We start from the raw sequence: 19,507 nt of genomic DNA, 5'->3' as shown, positions 1-19,507 counted from the left end.
TTGTGGCGTCTTCTGCCGCCTTCTGCGGCAGCACAGCTCAGCCGAGGTGCGGGGACACCGCCGACGCAAACCCGGCGGCGGTGCGCTGCACGGCCACCGCGGGATCGGTTGCCCAGATCTCCTCGTTGAAGATCTCGACCTCGATGTCCCGGTCGTAGCCGGAGGCCATGACGGCCCGGGTGATCGGGCCGAAGTCGATCACGCCGTCGCCCGGGTAGTGACGGCTGAGCAGCACGTCGCTGGCCAGCGGCGTCGACCAGTCACACACCTGGTAGGTGGCGATGCGGCCCTCGCGGCCCGCACGCTCCACCTGGGTGATGACGTCGGGATCCCACCAGATGTGGAACGTGTCGACGGCGGCGCCGACGACGGAGCCGTCGAAGTCCGCGGCGATGTCGAGGGCCTGCCCCAGCGTCGAGACCACGCAGCGGTCGGACGCGTACATGGGGTGGAGCGGCTCGATCGCGAGCTGGACACCGGCGGCTGCGGCCTCGGGCGCAAGCTCGCCGATGGCGTCGCGGACCCGCTCACGGGCGCCGGCAAGGTCCCTCGACCCGGCCGGCAGGCCTCCGGCGACGAGCACGAGAACGGCGGTGGACCCTGGTGCGCCCGCGGCGGCCAGGGTCGCCGTCTCCTCGATGGCGCTGCGGTTGTTGTCGATGGACGCTCGGCGCTCCGGCCCCTCGGCGACGGTGAAGAACCCGCCCCGGCAGTGGGAGGAGAACCGCAGCCCGCTGTCGGCGAGCATCTTCGCGGCGGTGGCGAGCCCCACCTCCTGGACGGGCTCGCGCCACAGGCCGATGGCCCCACCCCGGCCTCCGCGGTGACGCGGAGGGCCGTGGCGAGGTCGGCGTGCTTGATGGTCGCCTGGTTGATGGACAGGCGCGGGTCCACGCCGGTCACGTCAGGACTCCAGGCTCAGCGTGGGCAGCTCGACCTTGCGGCCCTCGACGGAGGACTGCAGGCCGGCCGCTGCCAGCTGGACTCCGCGGGCGCCGGCCAGCAGGTCGAACGGGTAGTCGGTCCCGGCGACATAGGACTCAAGGAACTCCTCCCACTGCTGGCGGAAGCCGTTGGCGAAGACGTCGTTGGTCGGCACCTTGGCCCAGTCGCCGTCGTAGTCGTGGGCGTCCTCGAGGTCGGGGTTCCAGACGGGCTTCGGGGTGGCGTTGCGGTGCTGGATCTTGGCGCCGAAGAGGCCGACGACGGCGGAGCCGAGGGTGCCGTCGACGTGGAACTCGACGAGCTCGTCGCGGTTGACGCGCGTCGTCCAGCTGGAGTTGATCTGGGCGACGGTGCCGCCGTCGAGCTCGAAGATCCCGTACGCGGCGTCCTCAGCGGTGGCTGCGTACTTCTCGCCCTTCTCGTCCCAGCGCTCGGGGATGTGGATGGATGCCTGCGCGTAGACGCTCTTGACCTCGCCGAAGAGGTTCTCCAGCACGTAGTTCCAGTGCGGGAACATGTCGACGATGATGCCGCCGCCGTCCTCGACGCGGTAGTTCCAGCTGGGACGCTGCGCCGGCTGCCAGTCACCCTCGAAGACCCAGTAGCCGAACTCGCCGCGCACGGAGAGGATGCGGCCGAAGAAGCCGGAGTCGATGAGACGCTTCAGCTTCTGCAGGCCGGGGAGGTAGAGCTTGTCGTGGACGACGCCGGTCTTGACGCCGGCGGCCGCGGCGAGCCGGGCCAGCTCGAGCGCCTCGTCGACGGACTCGGCGGTCGGCTTCTCCGTGTAGATGGTCTTGCCTGCGGCGATGGCCTTCCGCAGCGCGGCCGAGCGGGCCTTGGTGACGAGGAAGTCGGCGTAGATCTCCCACTTCGGGTCGGCCAGCGCAGCGTCGAGATCGGTGGTGTAGTCCTCGATGCCGTGACGGGCCGCGATCTCAGCGAGCTTGGCCTCGCTCCGGCCGACCAGCAGCGGACGGACCGTGATCCGGGTGCCGTCGGAGAGCTCAATGCCGCCCTCGTCGCGGATGGCGAGGATGGAGCGCACCAGGTGCTGGCGGTACCCCATGCGCCCCGAGACGCCGTTCATGATGATGCCGATCTCGCGGATCTGGGGGCTGGAGTTGGCGGTGTTCGTCACTTCATTCCTTCTGTGTGTGGCCCGTCTTTGGGTAAACGCTTTCCGTTATCTTGGCACGGGGCGCGGCCCGAACGCAAGGCCACGCGCGCGAGCCCTTGGTCTCGCCGGGCGCCACAAGGCCGGAAAGCGCTTGCCAAACGTCCGGGTCCCAGCCAGAATGGGGCCATGAACCGTGTAGCCATCGTCACCGGAGGCAACCGAGGCATCGGCCTCGGCATCTCCACGTCCCTCATCGCTGAGGGCGTCCAGGTCGCCGTCGTCGCCACCCGCCCGGAGCCCGACGGACTCATCGAGTCCCTCGGTGGCCCCGAGAAGGCCGCCTACTTCCAGGGGCGCGTCGACGACGTCGCCGCCCATGCACAGCTCGTCGCCGACATCGTCGACCGCTTCGGACGCATCGACATCCTCGTCAACAACGCCGGCGTCGCACCGCAGGAGCGCCTCGACATCCTCGACGCCACCCCGGAGAGCTACGACCGTGTGATGGACATCAACCTGCGCGGCCCGTACTTCCTGACCCAGGCCGTGGCACGCCAGATGCTGACGCAGGAGCGGGGCGAGGAGCCTGTGCGCGGCACCATCGTCAACGTGTCGTCCATCTCCGCCGACACCGTCTCCGTCAACCGTGGCGAGTACTGCATCTCGAAGGCTGGTGGCTCCATGGCAACGAAACTGTGGGCCGTGCGCCTCGCGCCCGAGGGCATCCCCGTCTACGAGATCCGCCCCGGGGTCGTCGCCACGGACATGACCGCTGGCGTCAAGGAGAAGTACGACGCGCTCTTCGCGCAGGGCATGGCTCCCATGCCGCGCTGGGGAGCCCCTTCCGACGTCGGCGGCGCCGTCGTCGCCCTGACCTCCGGCCTCATGCCGTACAGCACCGGCGACGTCATCCACGTCGACGGCGGCATGCACATCCCGACGCTCTGAGGACAGGCATGACACAGCTCTCCCACCTGACGCTCGACGGCGAGCGGGTGCCCGTCGTGACCACCACCAGCCTCGTCATCGGCACCGGCTCGGCCGGGTACAACGCCGCGGTCCGGCTCGCCGGCTTCGGCGCCCCCGACGTCGTCATGACGGCCGACAAGATCCGGGCCGGCGCATCCCGTAACGCGGGCTCCGATAAGCAGACCTACTACAAGCTCACCCTCTCGGGCAGCGAGCCGGACTCGGTGCGCTCCATGGCCGAGACGCTGTTCAGCGGCGGCTCCATGGACGGCGACAACGCCCTGGCGGAGGCGGCGCTCAGCGCGCGCAGCTTCTATCACCTGATCGAGGCCGGGGTTCCGTTCCCGGCCAACCACTCGGGCGAGTTCGTCGGCTACAAGACGGACCACGATCCGCGCCAGCGGGCGACCTCCGTCGGCCCCTTCACGAGCAAGTCGATGGTCGAGTCGCTCGAGGCGAAGGTCCGGGCGCTGGGCATCCCCGTGCTCGGCAACTGCCGCCTGGTCGACATCGTCGTCGAGGACGGCGTCGTCCGCGGGGCGCTGTTCCTGCGGACCGATGTCGGCGCCGTCAGGAACCCGGCGGCCGAGGAGGAGGTCGTCGAAACGAACGTCGGGGAGGTGCCCGCGCCGGAGCCGACGGGGACCCTCAGCCAGCAGTTGGCGAAGGAGCCGTCCCGGTTCCTGCTCGTGCGCGCCACGAACGTGGTGCTCGCGACCGGCGGGCCAGCCGGCATGTACTCCGATTCGGTGTTCCCGCACGGCCAGTGGGGCGCGGCCGGGGCGGCTCTGCGCAACGGGGCCCGCGGCCACAACCTGACCGAATGGCAGTTCGGCCTGGCCTCCATCAAGCCGCGGTGGAACGTGTCCGGCACGTACATGCAGGTGGTGTCGCGGTTCGTGTCGACCGACGCGGACGGCGGCGATGAGCGGGAGTTCCTCTCCGACGTCATCGACGACCCGAACCTGCTCGCAAGCCTGGTGTTCCTGAAGGGCTACCAGTGGCCGTTCGACATCCGCAAGGCGCGTGACGGGTCGAGCCTCATCGACCTGCTGGTCTACCGGGAGACGGTCCAGCGCGGTCGGCGCGTGTTCCTCGACTTCCGCAGCAACCCGCAGGGCGACCTCGACGCGGCAGCGCTCGATGAGCAGGCGCGTGTCTACCTGGAGCGCGCCGGGGTTGCCGACCTGGCGGGCACCACCCCGATCCAGCGGCTCCGTCACATGAACGAGCCGTCGTACCAGTTCTACCTGGGCCGCAACCCGGGCGTGGACCTGGAGCGCGACCTCCTCGAGATCGCCGTCTGCGCCCAGCACAACAACGGCGGCATCGCCGTCGACGGCTGGTGGCATTCGTCCGTCGTCGACGGGTTGTTCCCGGTGGGCGAGGCGGCCGGGGCGCACGGCGTCTACCGTCCGGGTGGCGCGGCGCTGAACTCGGGCCAGGTCGGCTCGACCCGCGCGGCGCAGTACATCGCAGCGCACCGCGCCGGGACCCCCGCGGAGGACGACTCCTTCGAGGCGGCGGCCTCCCCGCTCCTGGGGAGGGCCACGACGCTGCTCGCCGACGCCGTCGCCCGACACCGTTCGGGTGCCGAGGACAACACCGGAGCTGTGCTGCAGGAACTGACCACGCTGATGAGCCGCAACGCGGGCCTGGTCCGCTCGCGGGCGTCGGTCCTCGAGGCGCTGGAGCAGGTGACGCGCACCCTGGAGGGGTACGCGGACCTGATGGTCGTGGACGACTCGTCCCGACGCAGCGTCAACCGGCTGTTCCTGATCCACGACATCCTGACGAGCCAGTACGTCTACCTGCACGCGATGAAGGACTACCTCGACCACGGCGGCAACTCGCGCGGTTCGGTCCTGTACACGGACCCGGCGGGCGACCTGCCGTGGCCCGACCGGGACCTGGGGCTGCCGGAGGAGTTCCGCTTCGTCCTCGACGCGGGCGCGCTGGACGGCGTGACGCAGGAGGTCGACTGGAGCGGCGAGGGCGAGCCAGAGTTCTCATGGAGGGCGGTACGGCCGATCCCGAGCGACGACGACTTCTTCGAGAACGTGTGGCGGGCATTCCGGACGGACAAGGGGGTTCCGCCCCGCGGGGAGTGATGGGGCGGAGAGGACCGGCTTTTGGGGAGCGAGCCCAGCGAGCGTCTCGAAGGACCGCTGGTCCCTGATGAGCGAGTCCAGCGAGCGCCCCGAAGAACCGTGCACAAATCTCCGTGGAGCCGCCGCCGTGTGCATATGGCGGTGTCAAGTCCCGCCCTCGCGCTTCGCGCCGGGCGATCAAGCAGTACTGGAGAAGGTGGTGCGTTCGAGCACCACCACGGCAGGGGCAGCGCGGCGGGCCAGGATCGTGTTGTTGGCCTCCCAGGGGACAGCCAATGCCCCTGATCGCCGAGCTGGTGGGGGCGTCGCGGCCGACGGTGAATCTGTGGCGGGGCCGCTATCTCGAACACGGCCTGGAGGGACTGGTTGACGTCCAGCGTCCGGGCCGGCCGAAAGTGGTCGATGATGCGGCGATCATCACCGCCACGTTGAGGCCGCCGCCGAAGAGTTTGGGCGTGACTCACTGGTCGAGCCGGCTCCTGGCTCCCCGGCTGGGGGTGCATCACTCCACGGTCACCAAAGCGTGGAAGAAGTACGGGGTCCGGCCGTGGAAGGCCGACACGTTCAAGTTCTCCACCGATCCGGAGCTGGAAGCCAAGGTCATCGATGCCGTCGGGCTGTACCTCCTGAGTTGCACAACGGTGCCTGATTTTCGTGGGTTTGCTCGGCGTATTGGCTTGTCAGTTGCTGGTCGACTGGGTGGCGTGGGGCACTAAGAAGCCCGGTAGGATCCGGTCATGAGTCCGTTCCTGCGGAAGGTGAAGACGGCTTCAGGGGCTACGGCGGTCCAGATCGTGGAGAAACAGCGTGGGGCCCGCAGGATCGTCGAGCATCTCGGGTCAGCTCATTCTGAAGCGGAGTTGGCAGCGTTGATGCAGGCTGGCCGGGACAAACTGGCAGCGAACCAGCCGGAGTTGGACTTCGATACCGGCGCTGGTGGGCGGCCTCGTGCTGGCGCGGCTGTGGTGGAGGGCAAGGTCTCCCGGCTGCTGGTCGATGTGCTGCGGGGCTCCTGGCGCTGGCTCGGGTTCGATGTCGTGGCTGACGAGGCGTTCTTCCAGTTGGTCCTGGCCCGGTTGGTGGAGCCGACGTCCAAGCTCGACAGTATCCGTGTGGTCACCAAGCTGGGGATCCAGGCCGCGCACCGCAACACCTTCAACAACGCGTTGAGACGCTGTGGGCAGTTGGACTACCGGGCGCTGGTGCAGCAGGCCTGCTTCGAGCATGTGTGGGCCGGGCGTGGTGGTGACGTGGCACTGCTCCTCTACGAAGTGACCAAAGCGTGGAAGAAGTACGGGGTCCGGCCGTGGAAGGCCGACACGTTCAAGTTCTCCACCGATCCGGAGCTGGAAGCCAAGGTCATCGATGCCGTCGGGCTGTACCTGGCCCCGCCGGAGAACGCGGTCGTGTTGTGCGTCGATGAGAAGTCCCAGATCCAAGCACTGAACCGCACCCAGAAGGTGCTTCCCATGCAGCCTGACCACAACGAGCAACGCAGCCACGACTACGTCCGCCACGGCACCACCACCTTGTTCGCTGCGCTGGAGATCGCCACCGGGAAGGTCACCGGACTCTGCAAACAGCGGCATCGTCATCAGGAGTTCCTCGGCTTCCTCAGGCACGTGGCCCCCGCCTACCCGGAGCAGGAACTGCACCTGGTGATGGACAACTACGCCGCACACAAGCGAGTCGAGGTCCGTGACTGGCTCGCAGCCAACCCGCGCGTCCGGGTCCACTTCACCCCGACCTCCGGGTCATGGTTGAACCTGGTCGAAGTGTGGTTCGGCATCATCGATCGCCAGGCCATCCGACGTGGCACCTTCGCCTCAGTCCGCGAGCTGATCGGCAAGATCCGCGGATTCATCAACGGCTGGAACACCCGGAAACACCCATTCATCTGGACCAAGACCCCAGACGAAATCCTCGCCAAGATCGGCCACAAACGTAAACTCACTTCACCGCCGAGCCACTAGAAAGGGACCGGGCTGAACCACTGAAGGAAGCGGACGGGAGCCGCCCACGGTAATCAGTCGATCTCGCTCAGCGGAACCCCATCATCCTGGGCCTGCTGAACCAACGACTCGTCGACTTCGTCAGGCAGTGGTTCGTAGGAAAACACGGCATACTCGTCGACCTGAACGTCGTCTGCGGGTGCCTCGATCAGCTCCTGGGGTGCGGCCTGAGGCTGGGCCGGGGCAGCCGAGGCCGGTGTCCTGTCAGTTGTGGACGAGGCGGCCCGCTTTGGGTTCGGGATGCCTGGGTTGGTCAGGGAGAAGGTCACCCAATTGGGGCAACGGACACCGCTCGCGAGTACGCAGTAAGCGGTCTGGACACCCCAGGACTGATTGGTTGCACCGGTCGAGACAGTAACCAACCGTTTGGGGTTGGCTGCCGTGTAGCTGTACGTCCCGGGTTGCTCGTGACAGCCACCAACCGCAGCTCGATCTGCTCGGTGACCCGGCAGGAGAATGCGGAACATTCCATCTTTCCAGCCCAGGTCTTGAGGATCACGCTGGTCCCTTGAATCGTCGTGTTGGTTGATTTCGACATGTTTGCAACAGCCGTCAAGGTAGTGATGTTGTGGTAGTTCCACACCTTGTCCCAGCCAAATCCCTTGTTTACATCGGTATCGAAGAAACCTCGCCGCAACGGGATACCAATGCCCAACTTTGCGTTGTGTGTGGTCTGCATGATTGTGCCTGTCGGGTATCCCGCGGGTGGAGCGGCAGCTTGGGCGGACGCTGGGGTCACGAGAGACGTCGCTAAAATCGCTGAAGCGAGCAGAATCGGAAGTGGGTGTCGGCGTCGAGCGTGTGTGGTCACGATTACCTCTACTTTGCGTCTAGCATGGCTTGCTCAGGATATACCGCCAAGGAGCCAGCTTGTGACAGATCGTGACATTTACATCGCCCACTGGAATCGACTGTGGCTGCTGCACTACGACAATGCCCCCTGGGTGCACCTCGAGGAGGGCTGGATCGATGAGGCCGTCGAGCTGGTTCAGATCGTCTATCGCATGGACGGCGTGCCTGGCCGCCACGGCCTGCGGCGACAACACCCGCTCCCCGATCCGACCGAGGACGCGGACTCATTTTGGGAGGGGCAGGCCTATCAGGACGTCTGGGACATACTCGAACCTCACGACATCGACGATACTGTCACCAGCGGTGGCATCCGCTGGTACGGCCACGTCACCGAGGATGACAACCTGGATGCGCGCGGGAGGCCTTTCCCGCTGGCTCCACCGCCGGAAAACGCCAGCTACTGACGTGGCGCTGAAATATCTTTACGGTTTGGTGAGATAATGGGGCATGGCGAACAACCAGCCCCAGCCCTCGCGCTTCGCGCCGGGCGATCAAGCAGTACTGGAGAAGGTGGTGCGTTCGAGCACCACCACGGCAGGGGCAGCGCGGCGGGCCAGGATCGTGTTGTTGGCCTCCCAGGGGACAGCCAATGCCCCTGATCGCCGAGCTGGTGGGGGCGTCGCGGCCGACGGTGAATCTGTGGCGGGGCCGCTATCTCGAACACGGCCTGGAGGGACTGGTTGACGTCCAGCGTCCGGGCCGGCCGAAAGTGGTCGATGATGCGGCGATCATCACCGCCACGTTGAGGCCGCCGCCGAAGAGTTTGGGCGTGACTCACTGGTCGAGCCGGCTCCTGGCTCCCCGGCTGGGGGTGCATCACTCCACGGTCACCAAAGCGTGGAAGAAGTACGGGGTCCGGCCGTGGAAGGCCGACACGTTCAAGTTCTCCACCGATCCGGAACTGGAAGCCAAGGTCATCGATGCCGTCGGGCTGTACCTGGCCCCGCCGGAGAACGCGACCCCAGACGAAATCCTCGCCAAGATGGACCACAAACGTAAACTCACTTCACCGCCGAGCCACTAGTGGCGTGTCGGTGATGTAACTTTACGGTTGCGTGGGACAATCGGGGCATGGCGAATAGGACAGCCCCAGCATTGGAGTTACGTGAAGGCGATAGGGGCGAGTTGGAGCGCCTGACCCGGGCGGCCACGGTGATGGCCTCCACGGCACAGCGGGCGCGGATCGTGTTGCTGGCCGCTGACGGGGTCGGGAACCAGGTGATCGCGGACACGGTGGGGGTGTCGAGGCCGACGGTGAATCTGTGGCGGGACCGCTACGTCGAGCGGGGTGTGCGGGGTTTGGCTGATGAGCCCCGCCCGGGGCGACCCCGCCGGGTCGACCGGGTTGCGATCCTCGCCGCGACTTTGGACCCGCCGCCGGCCAGCCTGGGGGTGACGCACTGGTCGTCTCGGCTGCTGGCGCCGCGTGTGGGGGTCGACCATGCCACCGTCGCGGCGGTGTGGAAGGAGTTCGGGGTCCGCCCGTGGAAGGCGGAGTCCTTCAGGTTCTCCACCGATCCGGAGCTGGTGGCCAAGGTCACCGACGTGGTGGGCCTGTATCTCGCACCCCGGACAACGCGATCGTGTTGTGCGTGGATGAGAAGTCGCAGATCCAGGCGTTGAACCGGACTCAGAAGACACTGCCGATGGCGCCGGGCCATGCGGAGCAGCGCACCCATGACTACGTCCGGCACGGCACCACCACCCTGTTCGCGGCGTTGGAGGTCGCCACCGGGAAGGTCACCGGCCTGTGTAAGGACCGGCACCGACATCAGGAGTTCCTCGGCTTCCTCAAACACGTGGCCCGCGCCTACCCGACCCAGGAACTCCACCTGGTGATGGACAACTACGCCACCCACAAGAAGGCCGAGGTCCGCGACTGGCTCGCCGCGAACCCACGGATCACCGTGCACTTCACCCCGACCTCCGGATCCTGGCTGAACCTGGTCGAGGTCTGGTTCGGGATCATCGAACGCCAAGCCATCCGGCGCGGGACCTTCACCTCGGTCCGCGACCTCACAGGCAAGATCCGCACCTTCATCAACGGTTGGAACCGACGCAAACATCCATTCATGTGGACCAAAACTCCCGACCAGATTCTTGACCGAATAGACCGGAAACGTAAACATGTCTCAACGACAAGCCACTAGAGCCAGCAGGGTGCGCGCTGGAGCGAGATAAATGCCCGGAAAGCCAGACAACTGCACGGCCGAGCCGGACGAACGCACGGCAAGCCGGACGAATGCGCGAGCCTCTCGAAGCGCGGGCTCCCGTGCACAAATCTCCACGGAGCGGGCTCCCGTGCACAAATCTCCGTGGAACCGCCGCTGTGTGCATATCGCCGTAACGGCGGCTAGAGCCAGCAGGGTGCACGCTGGAGCGAGATAAATGCCCGGAAAGCCAGACAACCGCACGGCCGAGCCAGACGAACACATGACAAGCCGGACGAATGCGCGATCCTCTCGAAGCGCGGGCTCCCGTGCACAAATCTCCGTCGAGCGGGTTCCCGTGCACGAATCTCCGTGGAACCGCCGCTGTGTGCATATCGCCATGACGGCGGCTAGAGCCAGCAGAGTGCACGCTGGAGCGAGATAAATGCCCGGAGAGCCAGACAACTGCACGGCCGAGCCAGACAAATGCACGGCCGAGTCAGACGAATGTCCGGAAAGCCAGACAAATGCCCGGGAAGCCAGATAAATGCCCGGAGAGCCAGACAAATGCACGGCAAGCCGGACGAATGCACGAGCGTCCCGAAGCGCCGTCAGCGTGCCAGCACCACCGCTACCGACTTCAGAGGGAGGACTCTGCCCACAACCGACCCGACCAAACCACCGGACGGCCAGCCCCCACTCGACGCACCGCCACTTCCCGGTCGTCGACCTCCCCATGTCTCCATCCCTGGGCATCGTCAGACGACACATGACCCGCCGATGTCGGCCCGCCGTCAACCAGATCGAGGCCCCGCCGCGATGTGTCGGGGACTGGCGCCTGGACGCGACTCGGGGCATCGGAACGGCCCCCTCTCGATAGGGTTGCAGCACTCACGTTGGCCGACTGGACCGGAGGCACACATCCATGCGCGCAGTCATCGCGAGCGGGGCTGGCCGGTACGCCGACCCGTGGCACCCCTTCCCCGAGACCAGCCCCCTGTTGGCGTCGATCCTCGAGGAGGCGGGCTTCACCGTCACCGTCGACGACGACGTCGACGGCGCCATGACCCGCCTCGACGACGTCCAACTCCTGGTCGTCAACGCGGGCGACCCGTGGCGGGACACGGACGAGCGGCTGCCGGCCGGCTCCCCCGCGATCCGCGGCCTCACAGTGGCCCTCGAGCAGGGCATGGGCGTCCTCGCGCTGCACTGCGCCGTCTCCTCGCTGCGCGACTACCCCGACTGGGCCGCCGCCGTCGGCGGGATGTGGGTGCCCGGGCTCTCCTGGCATCCGGACGCGGGCGTGGCGACCATCACCCCCTCCGCCGGCGCCGGCCGCTTCCTGACGACGCCCTTCGACGTCTTCGACGAGCGCTACTGCGGACTTCAGCGGATCGGCCACAGCCGCACGGTCGCCGAACACGACGGCGCGTCGTCGCCGGAGCCGACGGCGTGGGTGCGGGAGTACGGGGCGGCACGGATCGCCGTCGACGTGCTGGGCCACGACGCACGCTCCTACGAATCGGAGGGGCATCGGGAGCTGCTGCGTCGGCTGGCGGTCTGGGCCGCCGCGGGCTGACCCGGGGCCCTCACCGGCAACCTGCCTGGGGCCCGTATCGTCGTCTCCGACGGCGCAACGCCCCTAGGAGGACCACCGTTGACCTTCCACAACCTGACCCCGGCCATCCCAGGCTTCTACTCCGACCCGACCTGGTGTGTCGGCCCCGACGGCGTGTACCTGGCGCACTCGTCGTTCGAGTACTTCCCCGGCGCACCGGTGTTCCGCTCGACCGACCTCGTCGCCTGGGAGCAGGTCGGCAACGTCATCGACCGGCCCGACCAGCTCGACCTGGCCACCTTCGCTGGCGCCTCGGCGGGCATCTACGGCTCGACCCTGCGCCATCACGACGGCCGCTTCTGGTTCGTGACCACCAACATCGGCGAGTTCATGCGTGGCCAGCTCATCTTCCACGCCGAGGACGCGGCCGGGCCCTGGTCGGATCCGGTCGCCGTGGAGGGGACGCTCGGCATCGACCCCGACCTGGTGTGGACCGATGACGGCGACTGTCTGCTCACCTGGAACCACTTCCACGGCGACGGCCGCGGTCAGGTGAGGATCGATCCCCTGACCGGCGCGAGGCTCTCCGAGATCCGTCACGTGTGGCCGGGCACCGGGACGATGAAGGCCCCGGAGGGCCCGCACCTCTACCACGTCGGCGACTGGTGGTACGTGCTGTTGGCCGAGGGCGGCACCGAGAAGGGGCACAGCGTCACCATCGCCCGCGCCTCCCGGCCCGACGCGGCACCCGACGAGTGGGAGCCGCACCCCGCCAACCCGATCCTGACGCACCGCTCGACGGACCACCCCGTCCAGTCGGTCGGTCACGCCGACCTCATCGAGTACGAGGGACGGTGGTGGGCCTGCTACCACGGCGTCCGGCCGCAGGGTCGCACTCCCTCGTGGCACCTCATCGGGCGCGAGACGTTCATCTGCCCGGTCGAGTGGGTCGACGGCTGGCCTGTGTTCCGCGAGGATCTGGCGGTCGCGCACCCGTTCGACACCGCGCTCACCGACGACTTCACCGCCGCCCCCAGCCCCCGCTGGGTCGTCCCACAGGGCGACCTCTCGCACGCGACGCCCGGCCCGGAGGGGCTGGCCCTGGACCCCGGCCGACCGCTCGTGATCCGGGTGCAGGACCTGGAGTGGACGGCGGAGGCGACCTTCGACGTCGCGTCGGGGACCGGCCGCCTGCTGGTCTACCTCGACGACGACCACTGGTACTCCATCGAAGCCGGGGACGGCCGCGTGCGGGCCCTCGGCCAGGCCGGCCCGTTCACCACGATCTTCGGCGAGGCGGGCCTGCCCGCCGGCCCCACCGTGACGCTGCGCCTGTCCGCCGCGCTGCCGGAGCAGGGCCCGCGCCCCGCCGATGCCCCCGACCTGATCTCGATGTCCGTGGTCGACGGCGACGCGGTCGCCACGCTAGCCACCGTCGACGGCCGCTACGTGTCGACCGAGGTGGCGTCCGGGTTCACCGGCCGCACCGTGGGCGTCCAGGCACTCGACGGCGCCGTCACGGTGCGGTTGTTCCGCTACTGGCCGGGGCAGGCCTGAGCCGACTCGACTGACCCGGCTGGCCGCCACCCGGCCGGGTCGGCAAGGATGGTGTCGGGCCCGGAGCGTTCGCAGACGACGCCCGGCGCCCGTCGACCATCCCCCTCCCGAGAGACGTGACGTGGCCCTCCCTCTTCCTCCGAGCATCGACGCGCTGCGACAGCTGAGCCTGACCCGTTCCCCCGACCCGCTGCCCGACGGCGCGCCGACGCCGACCCGCCCCTGGTTCGCGGCCCCCGGCCAGTGGGAACTCGGCCTGTTGCACCGCCTGGTGCGTGAGGGGTTCGCGGCCGCCGTCGACGTCGAGTTCGCCTCCAACTTCGGTGCCGTCGCCCCGACCGTCGACTTCCGCCTCACGCTGTCGGCAGAGGCCGCGCTGACGATCCGGGCGACCGGCGCCGTCACCCTCGCCTCGGCGGGGGCCTCCGAGAGCCACGACGGCCTGAGCCGCCTGAGCGGCGCCTCCACCTACGTCGTCACGGTGGCGACGGGCGATCCGGCTCCGCTGCGGGGGCCGTCGCGGCCGTTCCGCTCCGGCGATGACGTCTCCTCCCTGGTGAACCGGTCGGGCGCGGCCGGATTCACCGTCGTCGACGGCCCCACCCCAACCGTCGAGGTGCGGACGGGCGACGGCGTGTGGGTCGCCGCCGCCGTCGGTGGGGGCACCGACGAGGTCGCGCCGGACGCGTTGCGCAACCCCGTCCACGAGCTCGAACTCCACAAGGACGGCGACCTGTTCGTCCTGCCGGCCGAGGTCCTGGGCCGCGTGGTGATCGAGTGCCCCGGACGGCCGACGATCTTCGCGGGCGAGTCCGAACTGGAGGCCCGCACCGCGAGGCACACCGAGCAGCACCACGACGTCCGGCCCCGAGGGGACGGCCGCTGGGAGTCGGTGCACGAACTGGCCCTGCGCTACCTCGCCGTCGAGGCCGACGACGTCGCCCGTGTCACCGTCGAGGCGCCCGCCTACCCGATCCGACGGCGGGGCGCGTTCGCCTGCTCCGACGAGACTCTCACCGACATCTGGGCCGCCTCCGCACACACGCTCCGGCAGTGCACACACGGTCTGCTGCTGGACGGCATCAAGCGCGACCGGGTCCCGTGGATGGGCGACCTCGCCGTCAGCGTGCCCGCCGCCGCCTACGCCTTCCCGGACCGGGCGCTCGCCGAGCGCGGCTTCATCGCCCTCGGGCAGCCGGTCTCGGGTTACGTCAACGGCATCGTCGACTACTCCCTGTGGTGGCTGAACTGCCTGGCCGACTACGCCCGCTACTTCGACGGCGCCGACTTCCTGGCCGCCGTCGCCGACGACGTGGACGCCGCCCTGGCGACCCTCGCGGAGGAGGCCGGCGACGACGGCGTGCTGCGGCCCCGCCCCGGCGTCGACGCGTACCCCAAGGCCGTGTTCGTCGACTGGGGCTTCGACGTGGAGCCGGGCCGCGACCCTGTCGCGCTGCAGGCCCTGTGGTTCTGGGCGCTGCGCTCCGGCCGGGAACTGCTGGAGCGTGCCGGCCACGACGGCGCCGTCCGCTGGGGCCAGGCGGCCGACCGGCTCCGCACGACGCTGCACGCCAGGGCCTGGGATTCCTCGGCCGGCGGCTGGCGCGAGTACCTCGACGGTGACGTCGCGGCCTCCCCCTATCCCGGGGTCTTCGCGCTGCTCGCCGGCCTGACCCCCGAGGGCGCCGTCGCCGGGCAGGCCGCCCGGCAGCTGGCGGCGCCCGAGACCCGCACCCCGTTCGTGACGACCTTCGCCGTCCGCGCGTTGGCCGAGGCGGGGCGGCCCGACGCGGCCGTCGAGCAGGTCCGGCGCCGGTGGGGCGAGATGCTGGCGCTGGGCGCGACCACGTTCTGGGAGGAGTTCCCGGAGGACGGGGCCAGCCCCTACGAGATGTACGGGCGGCCGTTCGGCAAGAGCCTCTGCCACGCCTGGGCGGCGGGTCCGGCCCAGCTGCTGCCCGAGATCGTCTGCGGGCTGCGGCCGTTGTCGGACGGCTGGGCCACGTTCGCCGTCGACCCGCGGCTGGGCGACCTCGCCTGGGTCGGGGCCATCGTCGCGGTGCCCGGCGGCGAGATCACGGTGCTGGCGACCCAGGCCGAGGTCTCGGTCACGGTGCCGGCCGGGCACGCGCTGGTCCACGGCGGGGAACTCCTACAGGGACCGACCGAGCTGAGGTTCGCGACGGCCCCCTGACGGGAGGCCCCTCAGTTCCGCACGGCGTGCAGGTCGCGCTCGAGTCCCTCCAACACCCGGGCGTTCAGCAGCTCCGGCTGGTGGCCGGACAGGTCGCGCAGCGACAGGCTCCAGGCCAGGCCGTCGCTGCGCAGGGCCGCGATCACCTCGGCCGGGAGATGGGTGTCGAGCACGGCCGTCAGCGCGTCGTCGGCGAGGAGGCGGTTCACCGGCATGTCGAGCCCCGGCCGACGGCGCTCCAGCAGGTCGGCGTAGACCTCGGCTTCGCCCGCGACGGCGAAGTCACCGAAGATGCGCCGCAGGAACGTGACGCTGTCGGTCAGCCACTGCGAGACGCTGTCGTCGACCATGGCGGCACGCCCGTTGGCGACGGCGGCCGTGGCCAGGCTGAGCCCGTGCGGGCCGAGGAGGTAGATGTGCGACTCGAAGGCGATGTCGTGCTCGGCCAGCGCGGTCAGGAAGCGCAGGCTGTTGCGGATCGGGACGAGCGTGTCGCCCTGCGTGCTGAACAGGAAGGTGGGCGGCGTCAGCTCGTCGACGTGCGAGGGGCAGTCGATGAACTCCTTGCCCACCGGCGGGCCGAACTCGGCCAGGGTGACGGGGTAGCCGAGGACGAGCGCGTCGGGGCGGCGGGGCGCAGAGACGCCGAGGCTCGCCGCGAGATGCCCGCCCGCCGAGAACCCGACGACCGCGACCTTCTCCGGGTCGATGTTCACCTCGTCGGCGTGGTCGCGGATCCACTCGAGGGCGGCGACGCCGTCGGCGAACGAGTCCGTCCAGGGATGCTCCCCGACGGCGTAGCGGAGCACGAAGCAGTTGAAGCCCTGCGCCAGATAGGCGAGTGCCACGGGCTCCGCCTCGCGGTCGGAGCAGAAGCGGTACCCGCCGCCGGGCAGGACGAGCATCGCGGGCCGCGTCGCAGCGCTGGCCAGCTCGTCGCTGGGGTCCTGGACGTAGGCGGTGAGCCGCCCGGTCGCCGTCAGTTCTTCCGTGAATACCTGCATGTCGGGGCTCCTGGGTCGGGTGCTTCGTTGCCGCAGACATCCTAGTGAGGGGCCGGGCGCTCCTCGTCCACGGGGTCCAGACGGCGGGAGGATCCCCGGGAACGGGTCCGCGTCAGTCGAACCGGGCCCCGTCGAGAGCGTCGTACTCGGCCCGGGTGAGGGGCAGGACCGTCCCGTGCTTGGTCGCAGCCGGCAGTTCGATGCCCTGCAGCGGCACCCAGGCCCCGGCACCGAGGTCGGTGGTGGTCAGCACCCGGTATCCCTGCGGGTCGAGCTCGTACGAGTCAACCCAGAGGTACCAGCGGGCCTCCTGGTTGTCGCGGAAGATCAGCGGCGCCTCGATGCCCTCGGCGATCTCCCGGCCGACGCCCTCCGCGACGGGGGTGAAGGGGCCGAAGAACTCCCGGCCGACCTCGTGGAAGATGCCGCGTCCCTGCGGGTCGTTGTCCTTCGCGATCCTGTGCACGCGCCCCGGTTGCGGATCCTGCGCGTCCTCGACGTAGACGGTCATGTCGATCACCTCGACACCCTGATCGAGTGCCACCTGTGCCGGAGTGAACGTGACGAAGTCGCTCGTGTGGGCGGCGAGGATCCGGGAGTAGGAGGTGCCGGTTCGGCTGGCGTCGTAGTACAGCTTCGACGACCAGTAGACGAGGTAGTCCCCGGAGTCCTCGTCGTAGTGGGCTTCGGGGGCCCACGCCATGCCGGCGTTCTCGGGCGCGACGGTGACATAGCGGGGCTCGGACCAGTGCACGAGATCGGGCGAGTCCCAGATCACCAGGTCGCGGCTGCCGTTGCGGGACATCGCGTCCCAGTCCAGCACCGGCCCACCCGCCCAGACGCACAGGTCCGTGGCGATGATGTGGTAGCCGGAGCCGTCGTGGCGTCGGATGATGTGAGGGTCGCGGACACCGGTCGTGCCGGCGACGGACTCGAGGACCGCCTCACCGCCGTTGAGTCGGCGCCACCGCAGCGGGTCGTCGCCCCGGCTCAGCGAAAGATAGATCTTCTCGGCATGGCCGTGCTGATCCTCGACGAAGTGGACGAGGGCGTAGCCGTATCGCTCTGACATGGTCGTGGATCTCCTCTGACGGGGCGGGCGCCTGCCGCCGATGAACCACCCCAACGATACAGATACGCTCCCCATCCGCCCCGTGAGACCGGCGGGTGGCTCACCGACCTCGCTACCGTAGGGGCCGTGACCTCCACGCCCGACGACCAGGAACCCCTCGACGACTGGGCGGCGCTGACGAAGAAGGCCCTCACCGGCCGCGCCGCAGTCCCGAAGCAGGCCCCGGCCCGGGCCGGGTTCCTGGAGCACTTCACCGCGGCCCTGGTGGGGGGCGTCAACCCGACCGGCCCCCTGGGCGAGCTGCTGCCGCTCGCCGTCGGGCGACGCTGGATCGACCGGGTGACGGCGGTCGAGACGGCGTTCGTCGCCCTCGACGGCGCCCAGCGCCCCGTCGACAGGAAGGTCTGGACCGGCGTGCTCCGGCAGGGCCTCGGCGTCACCGATGAGGAGCTGCTCGACTGGGCGGACCTGTTGGTGGCGGTCCTCTCACACGGCGACAGCGCCGTCGCCACCGAACTCGCACCACCGCTCATCGCCGGAGGCGACGAGGACCTCCTCGGTGATGTGCTCTCGGTGACCCTCCCCACCGACATCAAGAAGGTCGCCCGCACCGTCCTCGACGCTGCCGCCACCCGGCCGCGGCCTGCCGCCGACGTGGTGAGCCTCGTCAGCGCCCTGCTGCCGCCGCACCTCGCCAGCTCCGACCGGCAGCTGGTGCGCTCCGCGCTGCTGCTGACGGCGAGGTGGCGCATCGCACTGGAGGACGACGAGCCGGAACCGACGACGACCGTCGGCCTGTGGCGTCCCACTCCCCCGGTGTGGCAGCTGCCCCGGTTCCGGACGAACGATCCCGACGCCGCGCCCCTGACCGAGCTGGCTGGACGGCTCCTCGGCCGCCCGGCGGGCGTGGTCGACGTGGAGGCCGAGCAGTTCCTGGCATCGGCCACGGCCGTGGCCTGGCACGATCCAGCCGCCGCCCGCGTCGCGCTGGCCGGTGTCCCGGGCAGCGAGGCCTACGGGCTGCGCCACGTCCGGGCCTGGGTCGACGGCGTCGATCCGCGGCACACCCTGCCCGCCGTGATCGCCGACCCCGCGGACTCCCGCGAGGTGGGCGTCATGCGGCGACTCGGGGAACTCCCGCTCCTGCTGTCCACACCGACCTGGCTCGACCTGGGCATCGACGTCGCCGACCTCGTCGGCCGGCTCCGTCGCTACGCCTCAACAGGCGCCGTCGTCTGCGGTGCGGACCTGCGCCTGGCGCTGACCAGGGTCGATCCTGCCGACGCGACCGACGATGTCCTGGCCGCCCTGGCCGACCTGGAGGTCCGCGTCGACGACGGCACCACCCGCGCCGGCCCTGTGGTGGCCGAGGTGCTGCGCCGGGGACGCACGACGCCCGGGGCCGGCATCCACCTCACCCAAGGGCCTGAGCTGGGCCTCCTGTTGCGGCAGCTGGCGCGGAGCCGCGAGCCCCTGGGGCGCCGGGCAGCCACCGCGATGCTGACACTGCAGCGCGATCCGCATCCCGCAGCCGTCGACGACGCCGCCACAGCCGTCCACGAGGCGTGGAGCAGGGGGCTGATCCGCCCTGGAAGCGTCGACGTCACGCTGCTCGAGGAGGGAGACGGACCGACCGGCCTCGCCACCTTCGCGACCTTCTGCCTCGACCTCGCCCGCGACGGCATGCTGGCGCTGGTGTGGCCCGTCCTCGATGACGTGGTCGCCCTCTCCGCGTCCCGCAGCCGCCTGCTGACAGGCACCGCGGACGTGATAGACGTGTTGGCCGAGTTGCTGCCGGAGGCCCGCGGCGCCGTCGACTCCGGGGCGGCCGAGCCCTCGACGCTCCGGCTCCCGGGGGTGACGGCCACGGCCGGACGCCCCGGGAAGGCGCGGGCCGTCATCTCTGCCCGACGGCTGATCGAACGGGCCCGGACATAGAGCCGCCCCCGGCCGAGGGCCGGGG

The 19,507-nt window shown here is 69.5% G+C and carries 14 protein-coding genes and 2 pseudogenes; 11 read left to right on the top strand and 5 right to left on the bottom strand.

What is annotated here, in order from left to right; translation table 11 throughout:
- Positions 1–37: 37 nt before the first annotated feature.
- Both H9L22_RS16690 and H9L22_RS16685 read right to left on the bottom strand, forming a co-directional pair.
- A complete protein-coding gene (locus H9L22_RS16690; RefSeq protein WP_226965947.1) occupies positions 38–772 on the bottom strand; it encodes a sugar phosphate isomerase/epimerase family protein in 735 nt (244 codons plus the stop codon).
- Positions 773–904: 132 nt separating this feature from the next.
- Positions 905–2,086: a Gfo/Idh/MocA family protein gene (locus tag H9L22_RS16685; protein WP_226965946.1), complete on the bottom strand. Its 1,182-nt coding sequence runs from the start codon at positions 2,084–2,086 to the stop codon at positions 905–907.
- Between the two features lie 165 nt (positions 2,087–2,251).
- Here H9L22_RS16685 and H9L22_RS16680 point away from each other — a divergent pair, with 165 nt between their 5' ends.
- The 4 genes and pseudogenes from H9L22_RS16680 to H9L22_RS16665 form a co-directional block, all read left to right on the top strand.
- Positions 2,252–3,013 carry a 3-ketoacyl-ACP reductase gene (locus tag H9L22_RS16680; protein ID WP_187720880.1) on the top strand — a complete coding sequence of 254 codons (762 nt, stop codon included), beginning with the start codon at positions 2,252–2,254 and terminating at the stop codon, positions 3,011–3,013.
- A gap of 8 nt (positions 3,014–3,021) precedes the next feature.
- Positions 3,022–5,145 carry an FAD-binding protein gene (locus H9L22_RS16675; RefSeq protein ID WP_187720879.1) on the top strand — a complete coding sequence of 708 codons (2,124 nt, stop codon included), beginning with the start codon at positions 3,022–3,024 and terminating at the stop codon, positions 5,143–5,145.
- 275 nt (positions 5,146–5,420) lie between these two features.
- Positions 5,421–5,861, top strand: coding sequence for a helix-turn-helix domain-containing protein (locus H9L22_RS16670; protein ID WP_406707798.1), 441 nt, complete (start codon positions 5,421–5,423; stop codon positions 5,859–5,861).
- A gap of 555 nt (positions 5,862–6,416) precedes the next feature.
- Positions 6,417–7,118: pseudogene (locus H9L22_RS16665) on the top strand (IS630 family transposase); the annotation flags it as partial.
- Positions 7,119–7,171: 53 nt separating this feature from the next.
- Here H9L22_RS16665 and H9L22_RS16660 read toward each other — a convergent pair.
- Positions 7,172–7,624 (bottom strand): hypothetical protein, encoded by a 453-nt coding sequence (locus tag H9L22_RS16660; protein ID WP_187720878.1) that lies wholly within the window; start codon positions 7,622–7,624, stop codon positions 7,172–7,174.
- 405 nt (positions 7,625–8,029) lie between these two features.
- Here H9L22_RS16660 and H9L22_RS16655 point away from each other — a divergent pair, with 405 nt between their 5' ends.
- From H9L22_RS16655 to H9L22_RS16630, 6 genes and pseudogenes are all read left to right on the top strand, one after another.
- Positions 8,030–8,413, top strand: coding sequence for a hypothetical protein (locus tag H9L22_RS16655; protein ID WP_187720877.1), 384 nt, complete (start codon positions 8,030–8,032; stop codon positions 8,411–8,413).
- 185 nt (positions 8,414–8,598) lie between these two features.
- Entirely contained in the window at positions 8,599–9,033 is a 435-nt protein-coding gene (locus tag H9L22_RS16650; RefSeq protein WP_406707797.1) for a helix-turn-helix domain-containing protein, read from the top strand.
- A 47-nt stretch (positions 9,034–9,080) separates the two neighbouring features.
- Positions 9,081–10,159 (top strand): annotated as a pseudogene (locus H9L22_RS16645) (IS630 family transposase).
- 925 nt (positions 10,160–11,084) lie between these two features.
- Positions 11,085–11,738, top strand: a complete 654-nt coding sequence (locus H9L22_RS16640; protein ID WP_187720876.1) for a ThuA domain-containing protein — start codon at positions 11,085–11,087, stop codon at positions 11,736–11,738.
- A 78-nt stretch (positions 11,739–11,816) separates the two neighbouring features.
- A complete protein-coding gene (locus H9L22_RS16635; RefSeq protein WP_187720875.1) occupies positions 11,817–13,274 on the top strand; it encodes a glycoside hydrolase family 43 protein in 1,458 nt (485 codons plus the stop codon).
- Positions 13,275–13,395: 121 nt separating this feature from the next.
- Positions 13,396–15,468, top strand: coding sequence for an alpha-L-rhamnosidase-related protein (locus H9L22_RS16630; protein ID WP_187720874.1), 2,073 nt, complete (start codon positions 13,396–13,398; stop codon positions 15,466–15,468).
- Between the two features lie 11 nt (positions 15,469–15,479).
- Here H9L22_RS16630 and H9L22_RS16625 read toward each other — a convergent pair whose 3' ends face one another.
- Together H9L22_RS16625 and H9L22_RS16620 are read right to left on the bottom strand one after the other, a co-directional pair.
- Positions 15,480–16,472: an alpha/beta hydrolase gene (locus H9L22_RS16625; protein WP_187720873.1), complete on the bottom strand. Its 993-nt coding sequence runs from the start codon at positions 16,470–16,472 to the stop codon at positions 15,480–15,482.
- 112 nt (positions 16,473–16,584) lie between these two features.
- Positions 16,585–17,544: a glycoside hydrolase family 43 protein gene (locus H9L22_RS16620; RefSeq protein ID WP_187720872.1), complete on the bottom strand. Its 960-nt coding sequence runs from the start codon at positions 17,542–17,544 to the stop codon at positions 16,585–16,587.
- 126 nt (positions 17,545–17,670) lie between these two features.
- Between H9L22_RS16620 and H9L22_RS16615 the strand changes: the two genes are divergently transcribed.
- The gene (locus H9L22_RS16615) at positions 17,671–19,482 is read left to right on the top strand and encodes a hypothetical protein (protein WP_187720871.1); all 1,812 of its coding nucleotides are present in this window, start codon (positions 17,671–17,673) and stop codon (positions 19,480–19,482) included.
- Positions 19,483–19,507: the final 25 nt, after the last annotated feature.

It is taken from the genome of Tessaracoccus defluvii, from assembly GCF_014489575.1.
GTDB classification, from domain to species: Bacteria; Actinomycetota; Actinomycetes; order Propionibacteriales; family Propionibacteriaceae; genus Arachnia; species Arachnia defluvii.
The sequence above is the reverse complement of the archived record's forward strand: the minus strand, read 5'-3'. Positions and strand labels throughout refer to the sequence as shown.

What these genes read in the sequence shown, in the direction of transcription:
- H9L22_RS16680 (WP_187720880.1), top strand. Translation starts at nt 2,252, where the DNA reads ATGAACCGTGTAGCCATCGTCACCGGAGGCAACCGAGGCATCGGCCTC.
- H9L22_RS16675 (WP_187720879.1), top strand. Translation starts at nt 3,022, where the DNA reads ATGACACAGCTCTCCCACCTGACGCTCGACGGCGAGCGGGTGCCCGTC.
- H9L22_RS16670 (WP_406707798.1), top strand. Translation starts at nt 5,421, where the DNA reads ATGCCCCTGATCGCCGAGCTGGTGGGGGCGTCGCGGCCGACGGTGAAT.
- H9L22_RS16660 (WP_187720878.1), bottom strand. Translation starts at nt 7,624, where the DNA reads ATGTTCCGCATTCTCCTGCCGGGTCACCGAGCAGATCGAGCTGCGGTT.
- H9L22_RS16650 (WP_406707797.1), top strand. Translation starts at nt 8,599, where the DNA reads ATGCCCCTGATCGCCGAGCTGGTGGGGGCGTCGCGGCCGACGGTGAAT.
- H9L22_RS16640 (WP_187720876.1), top strand. Translation starts at nt 11,085, where the DNA reads ATGCGCGCAGTCATCGCGAGCGGGGCTGGCCGGTACGCCGACCCGTGG.
- H9L22_RS16625 (WP_187720873.1), bottom strand. Translation starts at nt 16,472, where the DNA reads ATGCAGGTATTCACGGAAGAACTGACGGCGACCGGGCGGCTCACCGCC.
- H9L22_RS16620 (WP_187720872.1), bottom strand. Translation starts at nt 17,544, where the DNA reads ATGTCAGAGCGATACGGCTACGCCCTCGTCCACTTCGTCGAGGATCAG.